Below are 20875 nucleotides of genomic sequence, written 5' to 3' on the forward strand. Positions count from 1 at the left end.
TTAGGTCAACTATCACGTCTAACCTTCTCTGTTACTCGTTAATCTAATATAGTTTATTTCTACCGTGATATTGTTTGATAAAATGCAATAAACTAATATTGAGTGTTTAAACAAGAGTCATTTAATATAATAATAATTTTACATATATTCATCCATTATATTGTTCAATTTATTTATTTAGTATTATTGAAATATTGGAGTTGGCAAACCTATTCTATACTTTGAATGATGGTTTGGACCCTGATAATTCGTCATTTAATGAGAAATCAAAGAAAGAATCTTTTTCCGTTGAGATGTTGAGTGATCTCTCTGCTGAATTACTTTCTCAGCTAAAGGAATCTGGATTACTGTCCATCAAAGATATAGTGACAGAAGGGCCATTTGAATTGTCTATAAAGTCGGGAATCAACATGGATGATTCTAATTTCATATATAATCAAGCTATATCTTACCTGGAGGATATAGGAATAATGGAAAAGCGGTTTACTCCGGCAACTACCATATATGACAAGAGAAAAAAAATCGGTCGGATTTCGACCGGGTCCCAGAATTTTGATAAGCTGTTAGGTGGTGGAATAGAAACAGGCGCAATCACCGAGGTTTACGGGGAATTTGGCTCGGGAAAAACACAATTGTGTCATACTGCAAGTGTTACAGTTCAACTAAATCGAAAGCAAGGAGGACTCGATGGTGGAGCTCTATATATTGATACTGAGAACACTTTTAGGCCAGAGAGAATCGAAACAATAAGCAGAGCTAGAAGTCAAAACCCAAGCCAAATACTTGATAATATCATTGTTGCAAAAGCTTATAGCTCCTCACATCAGGAACTTATTCTGTCTGAATCTCGCCGCATAATTGAATCTCAAAATATAAAGCTGCTAATAATTGATTCTGCTATCGCTTTGTATCGTTCTGAGTTTCTCGGACTATCTGCACTCTCATTTAGGCAACAAAGATTGAATAAACTGGTACATTCTATTATGAGAATAGCTCAAACACATCAAATTGCTGTATTGCTCGCCAATCAAGTACAGTCTTCTCCAGAAACAGGTTTCGGAAGTATTTCATTCAAAGCCGCTGGTGGAAACGTCTTTGCTCATTCAAGCACCTATAGAATTTTTCTTAGAAAATCCAACAGGAATAGAATAGCCAGAATGGTGGACTCGCCAAATCATCCTGAAAGTGAAATAGTGTTTTCTATAGACGAATCAGGGATTACCGATCCTAAAAAAGTTTAGCACTGACAAATATCTATTGTAAATAATATTTATTAGGGTGTTCACAAAAGAGAATTATGCCTTCATCTCACGGAACTAGGAGAAAATCTAGGTCGGTACTGACAAAAGATAATAGAATTACCGGGGTATCTTATCTATTAATCGAATACAAGCCAGGAGATAAAGTAGTTGTGGATATCGACCCAAGTGAACATAATACTATGCCACATAGGCGCTTCCAAGGTAAAGTGGGAATTGTAGAAGAGGTTGGTAGACGTACATTAAAGGTAATGGTCAAATTTGGCAGCAAGCCGAAATACTTGCAAACAAAGTTTAATCACATTCGACCAATAACAAGTTAAGAATAAAGTGTGTGATGGATTTGCCAGAAGTAATAAAAAGGGAGATTGTCACTTTGTCAGAAGTAAAAAAGATCTTAGAAACAATACCAATGGATGAAATGGATCAGATTCAACGATGGACTTATGATTATTCCAAAAAGTTTTCAAAAGTTGAATACGAACATGCAAAAGAGATGGTCGACAAACTTGCTTCTGAGAGCGATTTAACAAACGAAGAATCTGTAGAATTGGTGAATGTCATGCCAAGGTCGATTGAGGAGTTGAGAGCATTTACTTTCGGCTGGAAAAAATTAATAGTAACAGAAAAGTTAGAAAAGATTAAATCAATATTACTTTCAAAGAACAAGGAAGAAGCCGAAGTAGTAAAATCTCCATCTAACGTTGAAAGTTAAATAAAAAGTCGTTTCTAAGTATAATAGTAAAGGTAAACGTATCTTGTCGAGGTTTAATTCAAATAGAGATAATTACGGCAGACATGGAGATAATTTTGCTCCTCGCAAATTCGAAGAATACGCCTATATTTTGGATTACATCCAAAACGGGAAATCTTCGATTGTTAGAATGAGAGAAGGAGTCATTATTCATGCGGTTGGGGAAGAACATTTGACTTTATTGGAATTGCTGGGGGTCAATAATGAGAAATTTAGCATTGGTGAGCGCGTATATATCGGCAAAGATGGAAGGGAAAAAATTGTAAGTGTATTGGGGAGATTGGACTATACTCATATATCTCAATCAGCAAAAAATGAATTACCTACAGTAATTGAAAAAATTGTAGTTGTTAATGAAAAGCGATTTATAGATTACTTTAATTCTTCTCAACCTATGACTCCACGGGTTCATTCCTTGGAACTTATTCCCGGTATAGGGAAAACTTACATGAAATCTATCTTAGAAGAACGAGAAAAGCGCAAATTTGAGTCCTTTTTGGACCTACAGGAAAGGACAGGACTACGTGATGCACCAAAGTTAATTGCTAAAAGAATTTATGATGAGATTTCAGGAGAAACTCGAATGAATATTTTTGTCAGAAAATAATATATCCAAATGGTTCTGAATGTGAATTCCGGTATTTAATAAATTTCAATTGTCAAATGAAGCATAAATCAATTTTGGGCCAGAATTTTCTAGTCGATACAAAAACCATAGATAATATAGTAGAACTTGCTCGAATTGGCAAAGAAGATGTAGTTTATGAGGTGGGAACAGGCAATGGAGCTTTGACTAAGAAGCTCTGTAAAATATCTAGGTTCGTACACTCGTTTGAATTGGATTCAAAGGTATATGAACAATCTAAAAAACTTTTGAAATTTGAAAATTTAGAGTTGTTCAACCTCGATGGTCTAAATGAAAAATTGAATATCCAATTTGATGTTTTCTTTTCAAGTTTGCCTTATTATGAAAGCAGGAGAGCATTGTCATGGTTATGTCAGAAACGATTCAAACGTGGAATTATCTTGCTCCAGAGAGAATTTGTCGAAAAACTCCTATCTAAACCCGGAGAAGAAAATTATAGAGCAATTTCTATTTTGTCTCAATATAGGTTTTCAATTACCGTTTTGCTCAAAGTTCCTGCATCGTCGTTTTCTCCAAAACCTAAGGTTGATTCACTTTTAGTAGAAATATGCCCAAAGAATTCTCCTCTAGATATACAGATCATAAATGATATACAATTCTTATTTTCCTTCAGGAAAAAAACGGTCTCATTTGTTTTGAAGTATTATAAAAAGCATTACAAAGACAATTTAGATATATCTGCTATTTCTGATATCGCTTCCATTAGGATTGCCCAACTAACTCCTGTACAAATCCTTAGGCTAAATAACTGGTTGAAAAATAATTTATTCTTTTAGTGCCAAATCTGAATTATATCAAATAGACTTTAGAAACATTTAGAAATTTGATTAGGGAGTAATTATCGTGTCATCTTGATTAGCGAATTTATTGCACTAATCCAAGGTATCCATTTGATCTTCTCTCTCTTATGGTGGAGTACTACATTTGTTGTAATCTTTGTAATTAGACCCGTCAATAGAACAGGAAATTTGTCAGTTGTCTTACCAAGAATACGCAAGATAATACTTATTGCATCTACTATTTCTATTGTCAGTGGTCTGATCTTGTTTTGGTTATTATTTGATTTCGGTGGTCATACTCTTGTAATTACAACAAAGGGTATACTTATCTTGACATCGGGATCCTTATCTCTCGTCGTATATTATCACATTTTACTTGGAACACGCACAAGGTTATCATATTCAAAATCAAATATACAAAAAGGAATAGTTCTAGTTAAAGGCATGCCTTACCTCATGTTTGGTTTTCTCACTATAACAATGATTTCAATGGTAATTGTATCAAGTATGTTATAATCCTAACAGAATCTGCTATAATAGTAGTGGATCCCTTGAGTGTGGTACTTGAGCCACTAGTTTACTTTGATTTCATGCTAGTTTTTTCCCATGTGATTATTTTACAATCAATACTGGACAATGTGCATAAGTCGATATGCCCGAAGCGACGCTTCCAAGAATCAGTTTTTTCCAACCCGATCTTCCCTTAGAACCTACAATAATCAGATCTATGCCTTCTTTTTCTGCATATGATAAAATAGCCTCCACAATCGAAATTACAGTAAGAACTACCTCCGATTTTACCTTAATCTTAGTCCTTTCTGTTATCTTGTTAACTTGATTAAACCACTTTTCCGCTTCATTTTTTGCTTCGGTATTTAGATCATCTAGTGAACTAGTTGTAATGGTTCCAGTAACAGTTTCGGTATGAAACGCAAATCCACTGTGAGAAAATAAGACATGCAAAACGACCATTTCGCTTCCGTATATTTGAGCAATATCTGCGCCATACTCTGCAGCCTTCATTGAATTTGTTGATCCATCTATCGGGACCAAAATCTTGGTGAACTTTTTGTAATTATGATTATTCACGTTTAACTATGAAAACAAATAGCTAGATAAACTGTTTCTAGGTTATCTTGTGTAGTGATGATTGTAAATCCAATTTGGTTTAGATCCGTATTTTTAGAGGACATTTTGTGAACAAGCCTATCAAACTCTGTTTAGTCTATTGTTTTCGACTGATAACAAAACTTATATTTTGATTTTAGCGATAATCTTGTGATTGCCAAAAACATACAATCATTCTTTTTCTATTTTGTTTATTGTCACTTTTCTTACGATTATAACAATTTTATATTGTCCTTCACAAGTTATTGGTCTTACAAATGAATCGGAATTTATTGTAGCCGAAAATCCTAGATCTTTCGTAAAATATTATTCTTCATATTTTGATAGCGACAATAATGCAATTATTGTTGGTTCCGTTGCAAAATCAGATTTCCAAAATTTTCCTCAGTCAGTGTCAATAGGCGTAAATGCTTATAATAATATTACCGGCAGTAACGAAATTATAATTGAGGAACCATATAACTCGATATTATCCAAAAATAATGAACCTTTCCCCTTCAAATTTAAAATCAATTCAACAATATTCCCTGATGCTATAAACTCAGAACCATTTATTTTTGAAAGTAGAAACGTAAGTGTGCCTAACACCAAGCTTAATACATTCAAATTGGAATATCCTGTTGTCCCTCAAGGTAATCATAATGAGCTGTATGGGAACATAACAAATACCGGCCCCATCCAGATAAATAATATAACTCTCTTTGCAATTGTTAACGACAAAAATAGCACTCAAATCGATTCTGTGAAGACGGTAATCTCAAACTTGAAACCATATGAAACCCGTAATTTTGCATTTGTTCCAGATCCTGCCATAGAAAATAGTGTCTATTTTTACAGTTGTGTTGGTGGCGATATCGACGATATGAATATCGATGACTTTCAAATAGTGAATATCTCTTCATCAAAGGTATTAGGGTACAAATTTTCTAGTTTGATCCAGATTGATTATTTAAATTACAATAGTAGTAGTAACCAATTTAGATTTACGATCAATAATATCTATCCCTATCCTGGATCGTTGTCACTACAACTGATGCCCATTCAAGAAGTACCCATCACGATTTCGATTGATGGCTTGTCAATCGATACCCCAAGCGCGAGAAATGTTGACAATAAGACCTTGTTAGAATTATCGATACCCCAAGGTATTCATGATATAGTTATTTCTAATATTCAAGAATAGATTATCTTTTTTTTGAATAATTTTAAGAAGGTTTATCAAATGCAAAATTGAAGTCAACGAGAGGCGTTACATTTATTAGAAAAAGATATCTTAACCTACTGAAAATTTTGGTGAGGGTAGGTTTGTTCGCATCTTATATCGTGCAGAAAAAATTTCTGGCGGACCGGATCCAATTTTGGGTTCAAATCCTGGGACGTAAAGAATTTTGATGTGAATAAAAAACTACTGCTATGGAACGGTATCCAAAATCTATTAGCACACCAAAACTGTGATGTACTCGTAGTATAAGAACAACAGCTTGTGAAGAATAATTTTAATATGATAGAATTATTTGGTATTTGTTGATCGATTCTGAATTCATAATAAAGAAATTGGATTTGCAAGCCCATCCATATGAAGGTGGAAATTTCAAAGAAACATATCGATCTACTGTTTTCGTTTCATATAATAAATTATTAATGTACAATAAAGACATGGACCAAACAGATAGTAAGAGAAATTCAGATAGGGAATTACGCCCTGCTTCTACACTAATTTATTATTTGTTGAATAAAAATCAATTCTCTCCTTTACATAGGGTTGGAAATGATGAGATTTGGCATTTCTATCTTGGAAGTCCTTTGATTATATATATCTTAAGTGATGAACAGTATGCTACAATAATAAAATTGGGGCATAACATTGAGGATGATGACTGCTACCTGCATTATGTAATTAGGGAAAATTCATGGTTCTGTGCTGAAGTGGAAGACAAAGAATCATTTTCTTTAGTTGGTTGTACTGTCTCACCAGGATTTGATTTTTCGGATTTTGAATTGGGCAAGAAATCGGAATTACTGTCAGTTTATCCCCAGCATCAATCCATAATAGAAAAGTTCTCGCATTAAATTTCCCAATTTATTGTTCTAGTTTTGGTGCGATTTCTTTGCTTATTTCATTATTCATTCTAAGGTCGAGGAATGGCTTCCCCCTCGTGACTTAAAAATAATTACGGTTGATTATTCAATATTTATGATTATCTTGTATTTCTTTGCAGATAACCTTTGTAATTGTTCTTCGATATTTCTTTTAGTTATCTTTATTTGTTCTTCAATCTTTGAGTTGTTTTTCAAAATCTCGTTCTTTCTTTGATTTTCTGCCATACGACGTTCGACTTCTTGTTTGCTCTGTTCTTGACTCTGACTAAGTTTATCTAGAATAGCAACCTTCTCTTTATCCTTTAACTTGTTTATCTCTAAATCAAGTTTTAGGATTGCGTTCTTAAAGTTTGGTAACTCAGCATTTAGTATATCGAAATATTGAATAATTTTGCTTGAATCCTTCAAGATAATTTTGTTTGACATAACAGATTCTTTCATTTCCTTCACTAGATTCAAGTATTCTGACATATCCTGTTTATATGCTATCTCTGAAGGTTTATTCACAATAGTGTCGATTTTTTCAATAGTGGATTTTGTTAAACCGTATGAGTATTTGTTTGCTGCCTTGGACAAGTGACTTGAAATTCGATTTAATTTTTCTATTAAAATCTTTTTCTCTTTTTCGATCTGTTCTTTTTCCTGTAGGTATTTCAAAGCTTTTGAATAATCTGATGATGATCTTAGTTTATTTATTTCATATTCCTTTTTTTTAATTTCTTCTTCTATCTGTATGCAGTCTTTATCGATTTTTTCTAATAGTCCTACAGATTTCTCCCTCTCATCCATGTTAGCCTTCAAAACTGAGAGGTTAGACCTGCATTCTTCCACGATCCTTTTTTCCATGGATAGCTCCTCAAATTCGTCACTTAATTTTTCTGAAATGTCGCTTATCTTCTTTAAATCACCTCTCAAACTATTTGCGTGCTTCTTCATGAACATATTTACTATCCGGCTGTGAGAACTAGTAACTTCACCGAATCTATTAATAGAAGCATCAAGTGATTCTTTAAATTTTACAAACTCATCAAATGTTTTGGGAATCGGTATGTTATTTGAAGACTCCCTTTTTAATGCCCTTACTATAGTGTTCTTAGTATTCTTGACAAGTGGTGCAAGTTTTTCTTCTTCAACCTCTATTTCTTCATTCTCCAGATCCTGTGCAATGACATTGATGTGTTGAAAAATTAGATTTGTATCTTGAAACGTTTTTTCCAAACCCAACAAAAGACTCCGAGTCAATCCATTATCTATTCTGTTTAGCAAATCTTGTGCATCTTCAATCGTCAATGTATCTCCCAGATTTTGTGATGATGGAGATGGCATGTTTACTTGAGTATCATTTAGTTTATTGTTTAATTTTGAAATGTCTTTGCCCTTTCTTTTAAAAAAATTAAATGATGGCATAAATCTATATTAATTTCAATGAAAATAAGTATATATGTTGATATCACAGCGTAATCCTTGATTTTGGTCACTGATTTTAGCAAATTTAGCTTTTGAGATTTGGAATAATAATGGGTAAAACCAGTGGAATTTGAAATTTATCAAAGTGAAAAGATTAACTTTCTCAATTCCATAGAAAAATCTTGGATCAGGCACATGTTATCTTGTTAAACCACCAATGGCAACATTCTATTAACAATAATTTTAGTTCATAAAAGGAGGGCTTTATTAGACCCAACAACTGTTTATAACTTGTAATCATTTATTATTGTTGTGACCAGAGAAAATTCCCTATTTAATAACTCTTCATATATAAACCTTGAAACATATCGAAAGGATAAACATGGGGTCAAGACTCCAGTCTGGTTTGTTCAAAAAAATAATATCATATATGTAGTAACTAAAGAAAAAACGGGCAAGGTAAAACGAATCAAGATTAATAATGAAGTAAAAATTGCTCCTTGTGATTACAAGGGGACTCCTACAGGAACATGGGTTTCAGGAAGAGCTCATATTGTTGAGTCTATTGAAAAAAACGACATCCTGAGATTGAGGAATAAGAAGTATGGATTCAAGGCCAAAATTGCAAACTTAATCAGCTTTAATAAAGGAAGTTATGTAATAATAGCGATACAAATTTAAAATCTCTTTTTACCTTACTTTTTGCATCTGAAATGTCTTGATCTACATAGATGAAATACCAATTTAGTCTCATTTATCGAAATACTTCTCTCATAAATCTCAATTTCTATTTTATGATGCTAGGGCCTTCTTGAAGATCTTTATTAATAAATCAATAACAAAGTAATACATGTACCAAATACATAACAAAAATTAAATATCATGGTTAGGTAGCTAGAATATATCCGAGATAAAAAAAGAGAAACCATCAGGTTCAAAAAAAAATAAGATTGAATCTTTTCCGTTAGAAGATGATAATTCTTTTGGCGACTTATTAAAAAGACTCGATGAAGATGAATTAAAAATTACAGTCCAGCTATATGTGATTAAAAGAGGAAAAAGAGTAACAAACATCAAGGGATTTTCTGACCAAGGTCAAATGGAGTCAATTGCTCATGAGTTAAAAAAAACAATTGGGACAGGCGGAACTGCAAAAAATGGTATAATAGTGTTACAGGGTGACCACCGCTCAAAGGTCACAGAATTTTTGTTAACCAAGGGGTTTTCTGAAGACTCTATTGAAGTTATTTAGCATCGTTGTTAAAGAATATATGGACATAATCTAACTATTTACTAGGACACGATCATTACAATATTTTTTAATAGCGCAATTTGATTTTTGACGAGAGCATACATTAATCCGTATAACATGTTCAGAAATTTCATTGCAAATTTATGGAATATCAATATATAGGTACCTTTATTGATAGATATGCTCGACCATTTATCTATCAAGAGGATTGATTGGCAAAAACCACGTGCTGAAGGGATTTCTTATATAGTAGATAAATTTCAGGGATTTGATAATGAAAATTTCAAGATAATTTCCCCACATATTGATATGGTCAAGATTTATGGCGCATTGCCATTAATGATCTCCGACGATCAATTAGCAAAGCGAATTTCCTTTTATCACGATTACAATATTTTGGTATCTGTTGGTAGTACTCTTACAGAGTACGCTTTGTTGGAAAAATCATTTGATACATATGTTGAAGACGTACATCGATTAGGGTTCGATATCATTGAAATTGGCGAAAATAATATAGAATTATCTATTGAAAAAAAGAAACAGATATCTGAAAAGTTATTTTCAAAAAACCTCAAACCTCTATGGAAAATAGGCAAAAAGGATCCCAGGCGACAAATGTCTTTTGATCAGACGGTTGCAAAAATCAACGAAGCTCTTGATGTAGGTTCAGAGAAGATTCTGTTGGAGGGTAATTTGGGATATGCTGTGAGTATTTACGATGAAAAAGGTAATATAAAGTGGAATGTAGTTGGTGCAGTGACATCTAAGATTTCACCAAATAGGATAATTTTCGAAACTCCTTTGGAGATTCAACAATCGGCTCTAATAGCTGAGTTTGGACAAAGAGTAAACTTGGGTGAAATAAATTTGGATAACGTCATGTCTATAGAGTCACAAAGAAAGGGGTTTCTTTCAAGATCCAGTTATGGCATCTCCAGTATGAAGAAGATTGCAAAAGGGAGTCCAGCAACCAAGTTTATTTATTATGTCATCAAAACCCGAAATTCTATGGAACAAAGCGACCTAATTAATATTACGAATTTGCCGAGAAGAACAGTTCAGACAGGCCTAGAAGAGTTGAAAGAACAAGGGTTAATTGTTGAAAAGACCAATTTAGATGACATACGAAAAAAAATTTATCAAATAGTCAGTGACGAATGGATTTAATTGGAACAATTTTGTCAACGACATGATTACTAATATTTCTTCTATAATTATTTTTTTAAAAAATTCAAGAGGAATCATTAAACTCAAGGTTTGATAAACTAGGGTTCAAGTTCGTTAAGGACACTTTATTAGAATTAGGTATTCGGTTAATCCAACTTACTCCACCTGATTCTACTGCTCTCACACTTAGCCTTTTTCCAAAGTCATTAATTACAATTCGTGAACCTTGGTCGTTATCAATAATTGTTTTTCGTGCGGAAAATGCCGAGAGGACGTCGAATCAAATGAACAGAAGTCCTTATCATTTCTCATCATCAAATCAATTCAGTAATGAGGCTGTACACAACGTTTCACGATCAAGATAATGAGGGAAATGAATATGTTAGATTAGAACATGGACTTTGAATATAATCTTTCATTCTGCTACAAACTTGTTGACGAAAAGAAGCATTGTCAATTTAAGAAATGGACGAATCCTCATATTTTTGAAGTAGTTGAAAGTGGTTTGATCCTTGTTAACGACAAGATGTAATTTGATTGGCCAATTTATCTGGGAAGGGGGAATCGACTTGGGGTCAGTAATACATAATCTTAAAAAAATTTTTGATAATAAAAGATTACAGACGATACAAAGATCAACAAGCGAAACTGCTAGAAAGTGAATCTAATAACCTGGAATCAGAAATATTATTTGATCATAACATGATTTGTCAGAAAGATTCTACTACACGATTATCACAAAAAATAAAAATATTATTTTGAGGGGTCTTTTATTATCCATGCTAATAAAATACCAACCATTATTAGTTGGGTTGATTTTGATCATCGTTTTAACCTTCAATAGTGTAATTTTGACATATGCATCGAAATCTATACTATTGAATGATGATTGGCATCATTTAAGATTACTTAATGATTTAAAAAATTTCGCCTTATCCAAAATTAATGATGATCGAAAAAAATATGATCTTCCTTTGCTATTTTTAAGTAATAATACTGCTGCTCAAATTCATGCAAATGAATTATTACGAACGAAGACTATATCTCATTTGAGCTTAGAGGGATTTAAGCCATACATGCTTTATTCTTTCTATAATGGAACCGGTTATGTGCAACAAAATATAGGTCAAATAAGTTACGTCATTACAAATGGGACTGAAAATTATTACCCTGTATCCGATCAATGTTACGATCAAAAAAGATTCTATTGTCCAGTAATTGATCGATTCAAAGCAATTAGTGGTTTGCAACATTCTATGATGTATAATGACAAACTATGTTGCAATGATGGACACAAGAACAATATCTTAAACAAGTATCATACACATGTAAGTATTGGGATCGCGTACAATGACTATTACTTCGTTATGGTTCAAAATTTCGAAAATCATTATCTAAGACCTGACTTTACAATAATGAAGAATGATGATGCTATTAAACTGGAGGCAAGAATCAATGATCCAGATAACTTCAATTTTGAAATCAACCATGTGTCTTTCTTTTTGGACGAGTTCCCTACTAAACTAGATTATGAGAAGAATCGAGATAAAAATAGTTATGATTTTGGAGATCTAAAGTTAATGGTGTCAAAGCCATTACCTCCGGATTTAGAATATGTCCAGGAAAAGGAAGATAGTACATATAGAATTATCGAGGCAAACAAATGGGAGCTAAATGAAGAGGATATTAATCTCGAAATCCAAATCCCTGATACATTAAATGTAAAAGATAAAATCCTGACAATGGTACTATATGCTCAAACCGTTGGTGTTGAAGACAATGTCATAGGTGAAGAAAGTGATTATGTGCCATTGACCTCGTATACTTTCTTTAACTCTTGATTAATTGATAGCAACATCAAAAAAAGTAATGAATGATAAGATTACAAGTGCTTCTTTGTTACACGGTTTATCAGCTAGCCGATCGCAAGCATGTTGGTATTGGGACAATCACATCACAAGTTGATTCCATATTCCTATTTCTTTTTACGGCTATGGATCTTGATGTTATCCCCATCAGTAAACCGATAAAATTCCTGAAAATAAACCTTTAAATCTCAAATACACTAATTGATCAAAAATCTCTTCTATGAGATCTTGAAGTTTTCTATCCTCCTTTACTTTCAAGTCCTTTTCATAACCTCTTTCGATCCATTCCAATATTTTGCAATCTAAATCGTCCCCATTCTTATCCTTAACAGTAGAAAAATACTTCCTTCGATTAATGTCTCATGGGTTCAGTAACTATCCAATACTGAAATTTGGTTTGTGGATACCTGACAAATATTATTTCATTCTTTTGTTTTTTAACGGTTCCGTCATTACAAATTAGACGTACCTGTATCCATCAGCCATCTTTTCATCCTTTGTAACAATATTTCGACCGATTCTGGAACTATAAAATACTTAGTGGCCTTTGTGCTCGATAATATTTATATATATTATTCCCCGGATAATTTTTGTTCTGTAGATGCAATATCGACTACCACTTAAAATATTAAAGTAACTTCGCTAAATAAAACACAAAAATCATATGGTCAATATCAAATATAAAAGAATGGTTTTCAAAGTATGCAGATACCTACTAATTTGAATTTGCTAGACATACAACAAGATATTAGAAATTGTAGGTTGTGTCCTCGTCTAATCGAATATATACATTCGGTTGGGATGAGTAAGCAATCTAAATTTAGCCAGGACGATTATTGGAGCAGACCCGTGCCTTCATTTGGTGATTCTAAAGCTAGTCTATTAGTAGTTGGACTAGCTCCTGCTGCACATGGTGGGAATCGAACAGGGCGAATGTTTACTGGAGATAGTTCTGGCGATTGGCTTATGAGGGCAATGTTTGAAACCGGTTTTGCAAATATCCCAAATAGTGTATCTATAAACGATGGATTAGTGTTAAAGAATGCGTATGTCACCTCTGTAGTAAAATGTGCACCTCCAAATAATAAGCCCACATATAATGAAATTCTAAACTGTGCTACACATTTAAGAAAGGAACTTTCCGTATTGAAAGGAACGTTAAAGGTAATTGTAATCTTGGGTAAAATTGCATTAGATTCTTATTGCAATTTAACAAATAATCGCGGCTTGAAATTTCGTCATGGTGGTATTTATTCAGACGGGGATGAAAGAGTACTTATTGTTTCTTATCATCCAAGTAAAAGGAACACTAATACTGGCCTTTTAACTTGGCCAATGTGGATTAAAATCTTCAAAAAGGCAAAGTCAATAATAGATAATAATCCAAACCAAGTCTAATTCTATAGACAAAAATACAAAATTTGCGATATTAGTAGGTATTATTTAGTAACCGTCTCAAATCAAAATTGATAGTTTTTAAATATTGATGAGGACAAGCATGAATGCGAGTTTATGAATTACTCGAGAAAGTTTATTTGGAAATGAACCTAGATATCTTACTCAGGACATATCCAAAGATGCCCTGAGCAGTCACGTGTCCTAAACTAGCTGAATAGTCATTATTCTATAAACCCTAAATATTGCTCTTTTATTGCCGTTTTGGAGATTATAACGATCAAAATATGAAAGATGCTTGCTTACTACATGTATGAAATGTAAATACCTGGTTAGTCTATTGATTGTCTATTGTACTATTTAGATATCAAAACTTGGTTACCTACTAGGCTATATAATGAATCCATTGCGGGCATATTGAAAATATAACTTGTGACAAGTTATGATTCCTATATCTTAAACAATATCAAAAGTTTAATTCTCATTATTTCTATTTTGATTGGTTGTATATCATTATTATTATTAATTCGTGTGAATTGGATGTTCTCTATATGTTTTATATATCTCCAACAATAAGAAATGGTATTCTTGACCTCCGGCGAGCATGACAAGAAGGCATTATCGCATCAGAGACTTCATCTTCACAAAAATACTCAAATCCTATACGGAGCTGAGAACGCAGTCGGGAAAGGCGTAGAATTCATGAAAAATACTCGTACTAAAATGGACATTACCTTTGACGATAGAGCTCCATCAATCGTAATTAAAATTCCTCAGTATTATAATGGATATCGGGATATTTTATCACGTGGTGGCAAAATACGGTGTATAACAATCATTACAAGAGATAACTTGGAGTATTGTGAAGAACTGATTAAGATTGTAAGCGAGTTAAGACACTTAGATAGTCTCAAAGGTGGAATCGCCGTAAATGACTCGGAGTATATGGCTACTACTGTTCTTAAAGAAGCACAGCCCCTGACCGAGGTCATTCATAGCAATGTAGATGAAGTCGTAGAACAAGGTCAATTTGTATTTGACACACTGTGGAAGAATGCGATACCAGCTCAGAGGAGAATTAGGGAAATAAAAGAGGGAATCAAACTCTATGAAACAAAGCTGATTGAGGGATCAACTGATATGGTAATAGAGAATGTAATATCTAAGATTTTGACACCCGCCTCTGACATTAGCATCTGCACATCGATTGAAGGATTCAAATACAGCAAGAACTATTTGACCAAGTTCCTAACGTCTTCATTGCAACGCAAGAATATAGTGCCACACAAAAAGATAAGAATCCTCGCTGAAATTAATAGAGATAATTTCGAACTAATAAAAAAATTACTTAAATTAGGAATAGAAATCAAACATAGCAAAGAAATTCTCTCAATAAATTATATGATTACGGATTGTGATTTGGCTGTAGCCATAAAGAGAACAGGTATGGATGATCCAACCGACAGTATCTTATATAGTAACGATCCTTCATATTTGAACCATTTCTCAAAAGTATTCACTGAATTATGGAAAAATGGCAAAGATCCAGACCGCATAATAAAGTCATTGGAGAATGAAACGGAGCTATCTTTCATAGAGACAATTGAAGATCCAGATGAATTAGTGAACCTTATGAGGACTTTAATATCTTGTGCAGAAACAGAGATATTGGGGATTCTGCCAAGCTTTAATTCTTTTCTTAGGCAGGTGGATATTGGAATGATCGAATTAATCAAAACTATCGCGTCAAACAAACCTGATTTAAATATCCGGATTCTGATCGCCGAAGAAATCGATGATAGGATACGTAAACAAATCAAGATGATATTTGACCAAGTTTGTGATCAAATTTCCGAATCAGCTAACTTGAATGATATTCAACTAGAATATCAATTTAATGGAATTGAAAACTTTAGATTGAAACTTTTAGATAGTAGACTACTTACAGAAATTGGGTTCTTAATAGTAGACAAGAAAAAATCCTTACTGATTGAATCTCGAAATATATCTTCCATGGATCTGATACAATCAATAGGACTTTCCTCGTATTCGAACAGTATAAGAATTTCAAAATCCTATGCTTCAATATTTGAAGCACTATGGAACCAAGCAGAATTATATGACAAGTTAAAACTGCAAGATAGACTTCAAAAGGAATTTATAAACATTGCAGCTCACGAACTTAGGAATCCTATTCAATCATTATTGGGATTTTCAGATATACTAATGAATATGAAAGGCAATATAGAAGCTTGTAATAAATTTATAATTACGATCAATCAGAGTACAAAGAGACTTGCTAGATTAGTTGACAAAGTGTTAAATGTTACTCAATTAGAAAATGAATTACTAATATTAAATAAAGAAACATTTAATTTAGAACAACTTATAATAGATATCGTTAAAGAATACAATAACAATCTCCATTTCTTAAATAAAGATCAATTGGAAATAGAATATATGCCACAAAAAGACTGTGATGATAAAAAAACGACTTTTTGTAAGAGTGGCCTTTTCACGGTTTACGCAGACAAAGTTAGAATAATCCAAGTCATTATGAATATGCTAGAAAATGCAGTAGAGTTTACTAAAGTTGGCAAAATTCATGTTAACATACTCAATACTCTTGACTCAAATGAATTGTTACTGAGCATAAGTGACTCTGGATGCGGCATCGACTCAGATGTATTACCTAAATTGTTCTCTAAATTTGTGTCCACATCCAAAAAGGGAACGGGATTAGGCCTGTATATTTCTAGAAAGATAATCGAAGCTCATGGTGGAAAAATATGGGCAGAAAATTGTTTTGATGCTAACAATAAAATGACTGGTTCTAAATTTACATTTAGTCTGCCATCTAGAAAGTAGTTTTGTAAATTATAGGTAATTACATTTTAACTATAGTTTTTCCCAGACGTAAGGAACCCCTTTTATTTAGATCTGATTTGTTTCTAAACTGATATTTGTAACTTTTATGAGTGATCATACTCTTAATTTCATAACTGAACCATGAACAATGGATAAATTAATTCGACATCTGAGGAACAAAGAAAATCGGGGACAAAATTTGTTACATATAGTGTTAGAACAATACCTACCTTAGAGGTCATTTTTTAGGACAATTCGATATCTAGCCAGTCCTTTTGTCAAATGGTCTAAGGCTTCATTTGCACTTGACAATGAGAATTCTTCTATTATTGGTTTGATCCCATGACGTTGACAGAACTCTAACATTTTCAAAATATCCGATGGACTGCCGGTGGGAGAACCCCCCATCGATCTTTCTTGTGAAATAAAGGGAAAAACTTTCGCGTTGATTTGATCTACTGCGCCCACAATATGCAATTTTCCCTCTGGAGCCAATGTGCCAATAAATAAATCCCAATCTAATTCTACATTTGAGGTAACAATGATTAAATTAAACTTATTTGTTAAAGACTTTACTTCGTCAATATTATTCAAATCATAAAAATAATTTGCACCCATGGTTTTGGCTTCTATTGATTTATTAGGATTGGTGGAAAATGCGCTAACTTCGCATCCCCAAGCTTTCAAAAATAACAATGCCATATGTCCCAATCCACCTATTCCTACAACTGCAACGCGATCACAAGAATTGATCTTGTTTTGAATAAGGGGGCTAAAAACAGTGATACCACCACAAAAGAGGGGACCAGATGATTGTAAGTCCAAATTATCTGGCAATGGGAAAGCCCATAATCCTTGGCACCTAACTTTGTTAGCAAATCCGCCATGTCTCCCTACGATTACATCTTCTCCATTTGGACAACGGTTATGATGTCCACTCAAACATTGAAAACATGTTTGACACGACTTTGATCGCCATCCTACACCAACTCTTTGACCAATACTTAAGTGTGTTACCGTACTGCCTATAGCTGCAACTTTACCCACAATCTCATGTCCGGGAACAAATGGATATCTTGTTATTCCCCAATCATTGGTTAGCATGTGTAAATCGCTGCGGCAGATACCACAATATTCTACGTCAATGTCAATTTCATCTGGCTTTAATGATCCTAATTTATACGTGAATGGTTCCAGTCTTAATCCGGGTTTATTGACTGCAACCGCGTTGATAATCATGACAAAGATCAAGTAACAATAAATATATAGTTAACAGTCGATAACATAGCCTTTTCAAAAAATTTTATGCAAGAATTTCTTAATCTTACAGAAAATAGGTACCTGAAAGACAATAAATTCAGATCTAGAGTCTTTATCAAGGTCAAATTCGTGAGACGATACACAGTATTCTAAAAAATCCGACAAACGAATAACAAAAGTTGTTTATTTAATTTAGTGAAACTTAAAATAATCCATGACTAACTCATCATGTGTCGAATCCCGCAAGAAAAGTTAATTCAGAGCTCATAACCGTGGGAATACTAATTTTTGATGATGTTGAAGTCTTGGACGTTGCTGGTCCTTTTGAAGTTTTTTCGGTAACTCGACTAGATGAGGATAAGAGGGATAGTGCCAATTCTCCTTTTAAGATATGCCTACTGGCGGAAAAATCATCTGCAAAATATGCAATTGGTGGGTTGAAATTGATGCCTGACTACGCCTTTGATAATTGTCCAAATCTCGACTTATTCATAGTTCCGGGAGGATGGGGAACCCGAGCTGAAATAAATAACTTACGACTTGTTCAAAAAATTTCAAATCTTTCTCAGAAGTCGTTATTGACTGCTTCGGTTTGTACCGGCTCAAGCCTGATCGGTAAAGCAGGTCTATTGGAAGGAAAAAAGGCAACTACTCATTGGCGGGCATATAATTTTTTGAGGAATGCAGCACCAAATGCTATAATAAAAAAGAACGTTCTTTTTACTATTGATGGAAAAATCTTTACTTCCGCAGGAGTCACATCTGGTATTGCACTGGCTCTACACCTGGTGAGTTATTTCTTTGGATTAAAAGTGGGTATGGCTACTGCGAAATTCATGGAGTTTCAATATCCACATCACAACATAAATCTCTTTCATGATGGTGAGAATAGAGAGTAGAATTCTAATTTATTGTTCAAATCGGGTCGTATTCAATAGGTTACACAATTGGATTCTATCACGATTAAATAGGAAAGAGACCAATATATTAAGGTAAGAACAAATTGTCAAACTCTTGGAAAAACAGGGATCCTGGTATTACAATACGAATAATTGCATGTTTAGGTATTTTGGCCATCTTGTATATTGTTTTCATAACGGTTTTAGTTTACCTGGGTCTGGGGTATCTGCCTATAATATTAATTTCTACTGCCTTTATTCTAAGTCAATGGTATTTTTCAGACAGAATTGTCCTTTGGAGTACTGGAGCAAAAATTGTAACCAAGGATCAGTATACAGATCTTCATACATTGGTAGAACAAATTGCAGTTGTCAACAGACAGCCTAAGCCTAAAATTGCAGTTGTAAATAGTAGCGTTCCTAATGCGTTTGCTACAGGAAAGGGGCATAGCAGTTCTGTTGTTGCCGTAACAACTGGCTTGTTGAACCTGTTGAATCGTGATGAGCTCGAAGGTGTATTGGCACACGAATTGACCCATATAAGAAATAGGGATGTATTGGTAATCACTCTTGCAAGTTTATTTTCAACCATTGCTTGGCAGATAATGCAATTCAGTTTTTTTGGAAGTATGTATGGAGCGGGACGAGACCGCAATAACGGCGGTGCAATGCTAATCATAATTGCCATTTCTTTTATTACTTGGATTGTGAGTTTTCTCATAATTAGGGCAATTTCAAGATATCGAGAGTATTCTGCTGATAGGGGAGCCGCGCAATCGACTCAAAAGCCGAAAAGTCTAGCCAGTGCTTTGTTAAAGATTAGCGGAAATATGGATAGAGCTCCTGCAAGAGAAGTAAGACACCTTGAAGGTTATAGTGCTTTTTTCATAATCCCAGCAATTTCAAGAGAAAGTCTTTTTAATCTTTTTTCTACTCATCCCCCTATTGAGAAACGAATTCAAAAACTCTTGGATATGGAAAAATCAATGGAACGGTGACATATCAAGACAATCGACAGATATTCACAGTTTCATTCTATTTGTCCATGACAAAGACAAGATTCATGATCCATAGTTTATTAGAATTTTTCGTCGATTGCGACCACGCTTGTTCAAAGTTTGGGTCAATCTTATACCGATTTGTTCACTTGTTCGTAACATTTCAGAAAAACAGAAACCATATATCATATGTCATTGATGTATAAAATAGTATTATAGTTGGAAAAGCTTAAGGGCAAAAAAAGATATTATAGGTTAATTGAATGTTTGACGTAAAAGACCGGTTTAATCGTTTAAGATCAGATAGATTTTCATTAATTAAAGAAAAATATTCAACCAATAATACACAAGATCAAGCTTTACAGTTCTTTTCAAAAATATATGGACTCGATGGTATGAAAGAAAACCTTTATCGCGCATTAATATCTGATGAACAAGTAAATGTTTTGCTTGTGGGTCCACCAGCAACTTCAAAGACTCTGTTTATGACAACTATACAGGAGAAATGCAACAATGTTTTATATTTTGATGCTTCGAATACATCTGGAGCTGGATTTATCGAGAATCTATATTACAATAGAAAGACTCGACTAATACTTATAGATGAGATTGATAAATTGCGGAAAAATGATATGAGTTCTTTGCTTGGACTGTTGAACGATGGAAGAATTGTAAAATCCCTAAAACAAACCCGATATGATTTTAGGATTGAAAATGTCAAAATATTTGCTACCTCTAATAGTTTAATGAGGTTATCAAAACCTTTAAGATCTAGATTTCAGGAGTATCATTTAAATGAATACTCAGACGAAGAATTTTTAAACGTTCTTAATTTCTGTCTCCAAAATAAATTTCCACAAGAAATTAACGAAATGATTGGAATTCTATTGATCAATTCTGATATCAAGGATGTTAGAGCAGCCATCGCACTCGGTAATTTACTGAAAAAGGATGATACCAGAGAAGATGTCATACGGGTTTTTGAAAATTGGGAAAAACATAAAACACAAGGCGATCTGAATTACAATTAAGTTGTATTCTCTTTTAAACTAGTAAGGTAATTTATGCCAGGATTGTTCTATTCAACCTTGGTTC

At 33.5% G+C, this 20875-nt stretch carries 20 protein-coding genes; 17 read left to right on the plus strand and 3 right to left on the minus strand.

What is annotated here, in order from left to right; genetic code table 11:
* Nucleotides 1-200: 200 nt before the first annotated feature.
* The 6 genes from radA to ACMT7R_RS12345 all read left to right on the plus strand — a co-directional run bounded on the left by radA (nt 201) and on the right by ACMT7R_RS12345 (nt 3954).
* Nucleotides 201-1241, plus strand: coding sequence for a DNA repair and recombination protein RadA (gene radA / locus ACMT7R_RS12320; protein ID WP_415312254.1), 1041 nt, complete (start codon nt 201-203; stop codon nt 1239-1241).
* A 56-nt stretch (nt 1242-1297) separates the two neighbouring features.
* Nucleotides 1298-1582, plus strand: a complete 285-nt coding sequence (locus ACMT7R_RS12325) for a 50S ribosomal protein L21 (protein WP_415312255.1) — start codon at nt 1298-1300, stop codon at nt 1580-1582.
* A 53-nt stretch (nt 1583-1635) separates the two neighbouring features.
* On the plus strand, nt 1636-1974 hold the full coding sequence (locus ACMT7R_RS12330) for an RNA polymerase Rpb4 (protein WP_415312256.1): 339 nt from the start codon (nt 1636-1638) through the stop codon (nt 1972-1974).
* Between the two features lie 43 nt (nt 1975-2017).
* Nucleotides 2018-2620, plus strand: a complete 603-nt coding sequence (locus tag ACMT7R_RS12335) for a DUF655 domain-containing protein (protein WP_415312257.1) — start codon at nt 2018-2020, stop codon at nt 2618-2620.
* Between the two features lie 56 nt (nt 2621-2676).
* Complete coding sequence (locus ACMT7R_RS12340) at nt 2677-3435, plus strand: ribosomal RNA small subunit methyltransferase A (RefSeq protein ID WP_415312258.1); 759 nt, start codon at nt 2677-2679, stop codon at nt 3433-3435.
* Between the two features lie 75 nt (nt 3436-3510).
* On the plus strand, nt 3511-3954 hold the full coding sequence (locus ACMT7R_RS12345) for a hypothetical protein (RefSeq protein ID WP_415312259.1): 444 nt from the start codon (nt 3511-3513) through the stop codon (nt 3952-3954).
* Between the two features lie 96 nt (nt 3955-4050).
* Here the strand turns inward: ACMT7R_RS12345 and ACMT7R_RS12350 are convergent, their stop codons facing one another.
* Nucleotides 4051-4527, minus strand: a complete 477-nt coding sequence (locus tag ACMT7R_RS12350) for a universal stress protein (RefSeq protein ID WP_415312260.1) — start codon at nt 4525-4527, stop codon at nt 4051-4053.
* 193 nt (nt 4528-4720) lie between these two features.
* Between ACMT7R_RS12350 and ACMT7R_RS12355 the strand changes: the two genes are divergently transcribed.
* Nucleotides 4721-5749, plus strand: coding sequence for a hypothetical protein (locus ACMT7R_RS12355; RefSeq protein WP_415312261.1), 1029 nt, complete (start codon nt 4721-4723; stop codon nt 5747-5749).
* 341 nt (nt 5750-6090) lie between these two features.
* Complete coding sequence (locus tag ACMT7R_RS12360; RefSeq protein ID WP_415312262.1) at nt 6091-6636, plus strand: cupin domain-containing protein; 546 nt, start codon at nt 6091-6093, stop codon at nt 6634-6636.
* Nucleotides 6637-6747: 111 nt separating this feature from the next.
* On the opposite strand, the gene ACMT7R_RS12365 is transcribed toward ACMT7R_RS12360, so the two are convergent.
* Nucleotides 6748-8073: a hypothetical protein gene (locus ACMT7R_RS12365; protein ID WP_415312263.1), complete on the minus strand. Its 1326-nt coding sequence runs from the start codon at nt 8071-8073 to the stop codon at nt 6748-6750.
* 312 nt (nt 8074-8385) lie between these two features.
* On the opposite strand from ACMT7R_RS12365, the gene ACMT7R_RS12370 reads away from it, so the two are divergent.
* The 6 genes from ACMT7R_RS12370 to ACMT7R_RS12395 all read left to right on the plus strand — a co-directional run bounded on the left by ACMT7R_RS12370 (nt 8386) and on the right by ACMT7R_RS12395 (nt 16623).
* Nucleotides 8386-8754, plus strand: a complete 369-nt coding sequence (locus ACMT7R_RS12370; protein WP_415312264.1) for a PPOX class F420-dependent oxidoreductase — start codon at nt 8386-8388, stop codon at nt 8752-8754.
* Between the two features lie 343 nt (nt 8755-9097).
* Entirely contained in the window at nt 9098-9325 is a 228-nt protein-coding gene (locus ACMT7R_RS12375; RefSeq protein ID WP_415312511.1) for a hypothetical protein, read from the plus strand.
* Between the two features lie 180 nt (nt 9326-9505).
* The gene (locus tag ACMT7R_RS12380; protein WP_415312265.1) at nt 9506-10492 is read left to right on the plus strand and encodes a phosphosulfolactate synthase; all 987 of its coding nucleotides are present in this window, start codon (nt 9506-9508) and stop codon (nt 10490-10492) included.
* A 779-nt stretch (nt 10493-11271) separates the two neighbouring features.
* Nucleotides 11272-12333 (plus strand): CAP domain-containing protein, encoded by a 1062-nt coding sequence (locus ACMT7R_RS12385; protein WP_415312266.1) that lies wholly within the window; start codon nt 11272-11274, stop codon nt 12331-12333.
* An 828-nt stretch (nt 12334-13161) separates the two neighbouring features.
* Entirely contained in the window at nt 13162-13758 is a 597-nt protein-coding gene (locus ACMT7R_RS12390) for a uracil-DNA glycosylase (protein ID WP_415312267.1), read from the plus strand.
* Between the two features lie 585 nt (nt 13759-14343).
* Nucleotides 14344-16623 carry an ATP-binding protein gene (locus tag ACMT7R_RS12395; RefSeq protein WP_415312268.1) on the plus strand — a complete coding sequence of 760 codons (2280 nt, stop codon included), beginning with the start codon at nt 14344-14346 and terminating at the stop codon, nt 16621-16623.
* 231 nt (nt 16624-16854) lie between these two features.
* On the opposite strand, the gene ACMT7R_RS12400 is transcribed toward ACMT7R_RS12395, so the two are convergent.
* Complete coding sequence (locus tag ACMT7R_RS12400) at nt 16855-17859, minus strand: NAD(P)-dependent alcohol dehydrogenase (RefSeq protein ID WP_415312512.1); 1005 nt, start codon at nt 17857-17859, stop codon at nt 16855-16857.
* A gap of 254 nt (nt 17860-18113) precedes the next feature.
* Here ACMT7R_RS12400 and ACMT7R_RS12405 point away from each other — a divergent pair, with 254 nt between their 5' ends.
* The 3 genes from ACMT7R_RS12405 (at nt 18114) to ACMT7R_RS12415 (ending at nt 20811) form a co-directional block, all read left to right on the plus strand.
* Nucleotides 18114-18782 (plus strand): DJ-1/PfpI family protein, encoded by a 669-nt coding sequence (locus ACMT7R_RS12405; protein WP_415312269.1) that lies wholly within the window; start codon nt 18114-18116, stop codon nt 18780-18782.
* A 104-nt stretch (nt 18783-18886) separates the two neighbouring features.
* Nucleotides 18887-19780: a zinc metalloprotease HtpX gene (gene htpX / locus ACMT7R_RS12410; protein ID WP_415312270.1), complete on the plus strand. Its 894-nt coding sequence runs from the start codon at nt 18887-18889 to the stop codon at nt 19778-19780.
* Between the two features lie 263 nt (nt 19781-20043).
* Nucleotides 20044-20811: an AAA family ATPase gene (locus ACMT7R_RS12415; protein ID WP_415312271.1), complete on the plus strand. Its 768-nt coding sequence runs from the start codon at nt 20044-20046 to the stop codon at nt 20809-20811.
* Nucleotides 20812-20875: the final 64 nt, after the last annotated feature.

It is taken from the genome of Candidatus Nitrosocosmicus sp. FF01 (assembly GCF_047711275.1).
Lineage (GTDB): Archaea > Thermoproteota > Nitrososphaeria > Nitrososphaerales > Nitrososphaeraceae > Nitrosocosmicus.

Excerpts from the sequence above, each read along its gene's own strand:
- ACMT7R_RS12325 (WP_415312255.1), top strand. The coding sequence starts at position 1,298 with ATGCCTTCATCTCACGGAACTAGGAGAAAATCTAGGTCGGTACTGACA.
- ACMT7R_RS12340 (WP_415312258.1), top strand. The coding sequence starts at position 2,677 with ATGAAGCATAAATCAATTTTGGGCCAGAATTTTCTAGTCGATACAAAA.
- ACMT7R_RS12365 (WP_415312263.1), bottom strand. The coding sequence starts at position 8,073 with ATGCCATCATTTAATTTTTTTAAAAGAAAGGGCAAAGACATTTCAAAA.
- ACMT7R_RS12380 (WP_415312265.1), top strand. The coding sequence starts at position 9,506 with ATGCTCGACCATTTATCTATCAAGAGGATTGATTGGCAAAAACCACGT.
- ACMT7R_RS12385 (WP_415312266.1), top strand. The coding sequence starts at position 11,272 with ATGCTAATAAAATACCAACCATTATTAGTTGGGTTGATTTTGATCATC.
- ACMT7R_RS12390 (WP_415312267.1), top strand. The coding sequence starts at position 13,162 with ATGAGTAAGCAATCTAAATTTAGCCAGGACGATTATTGGAGCAGACCC.
- ACMT7R_RS12415 (WP_415312271.1), top strand. The coding sequence starts at position 20,044 with ATGTTTGACGTAAAAGACCGGTTTAATCGTTTAAGATCAGATAGATTT.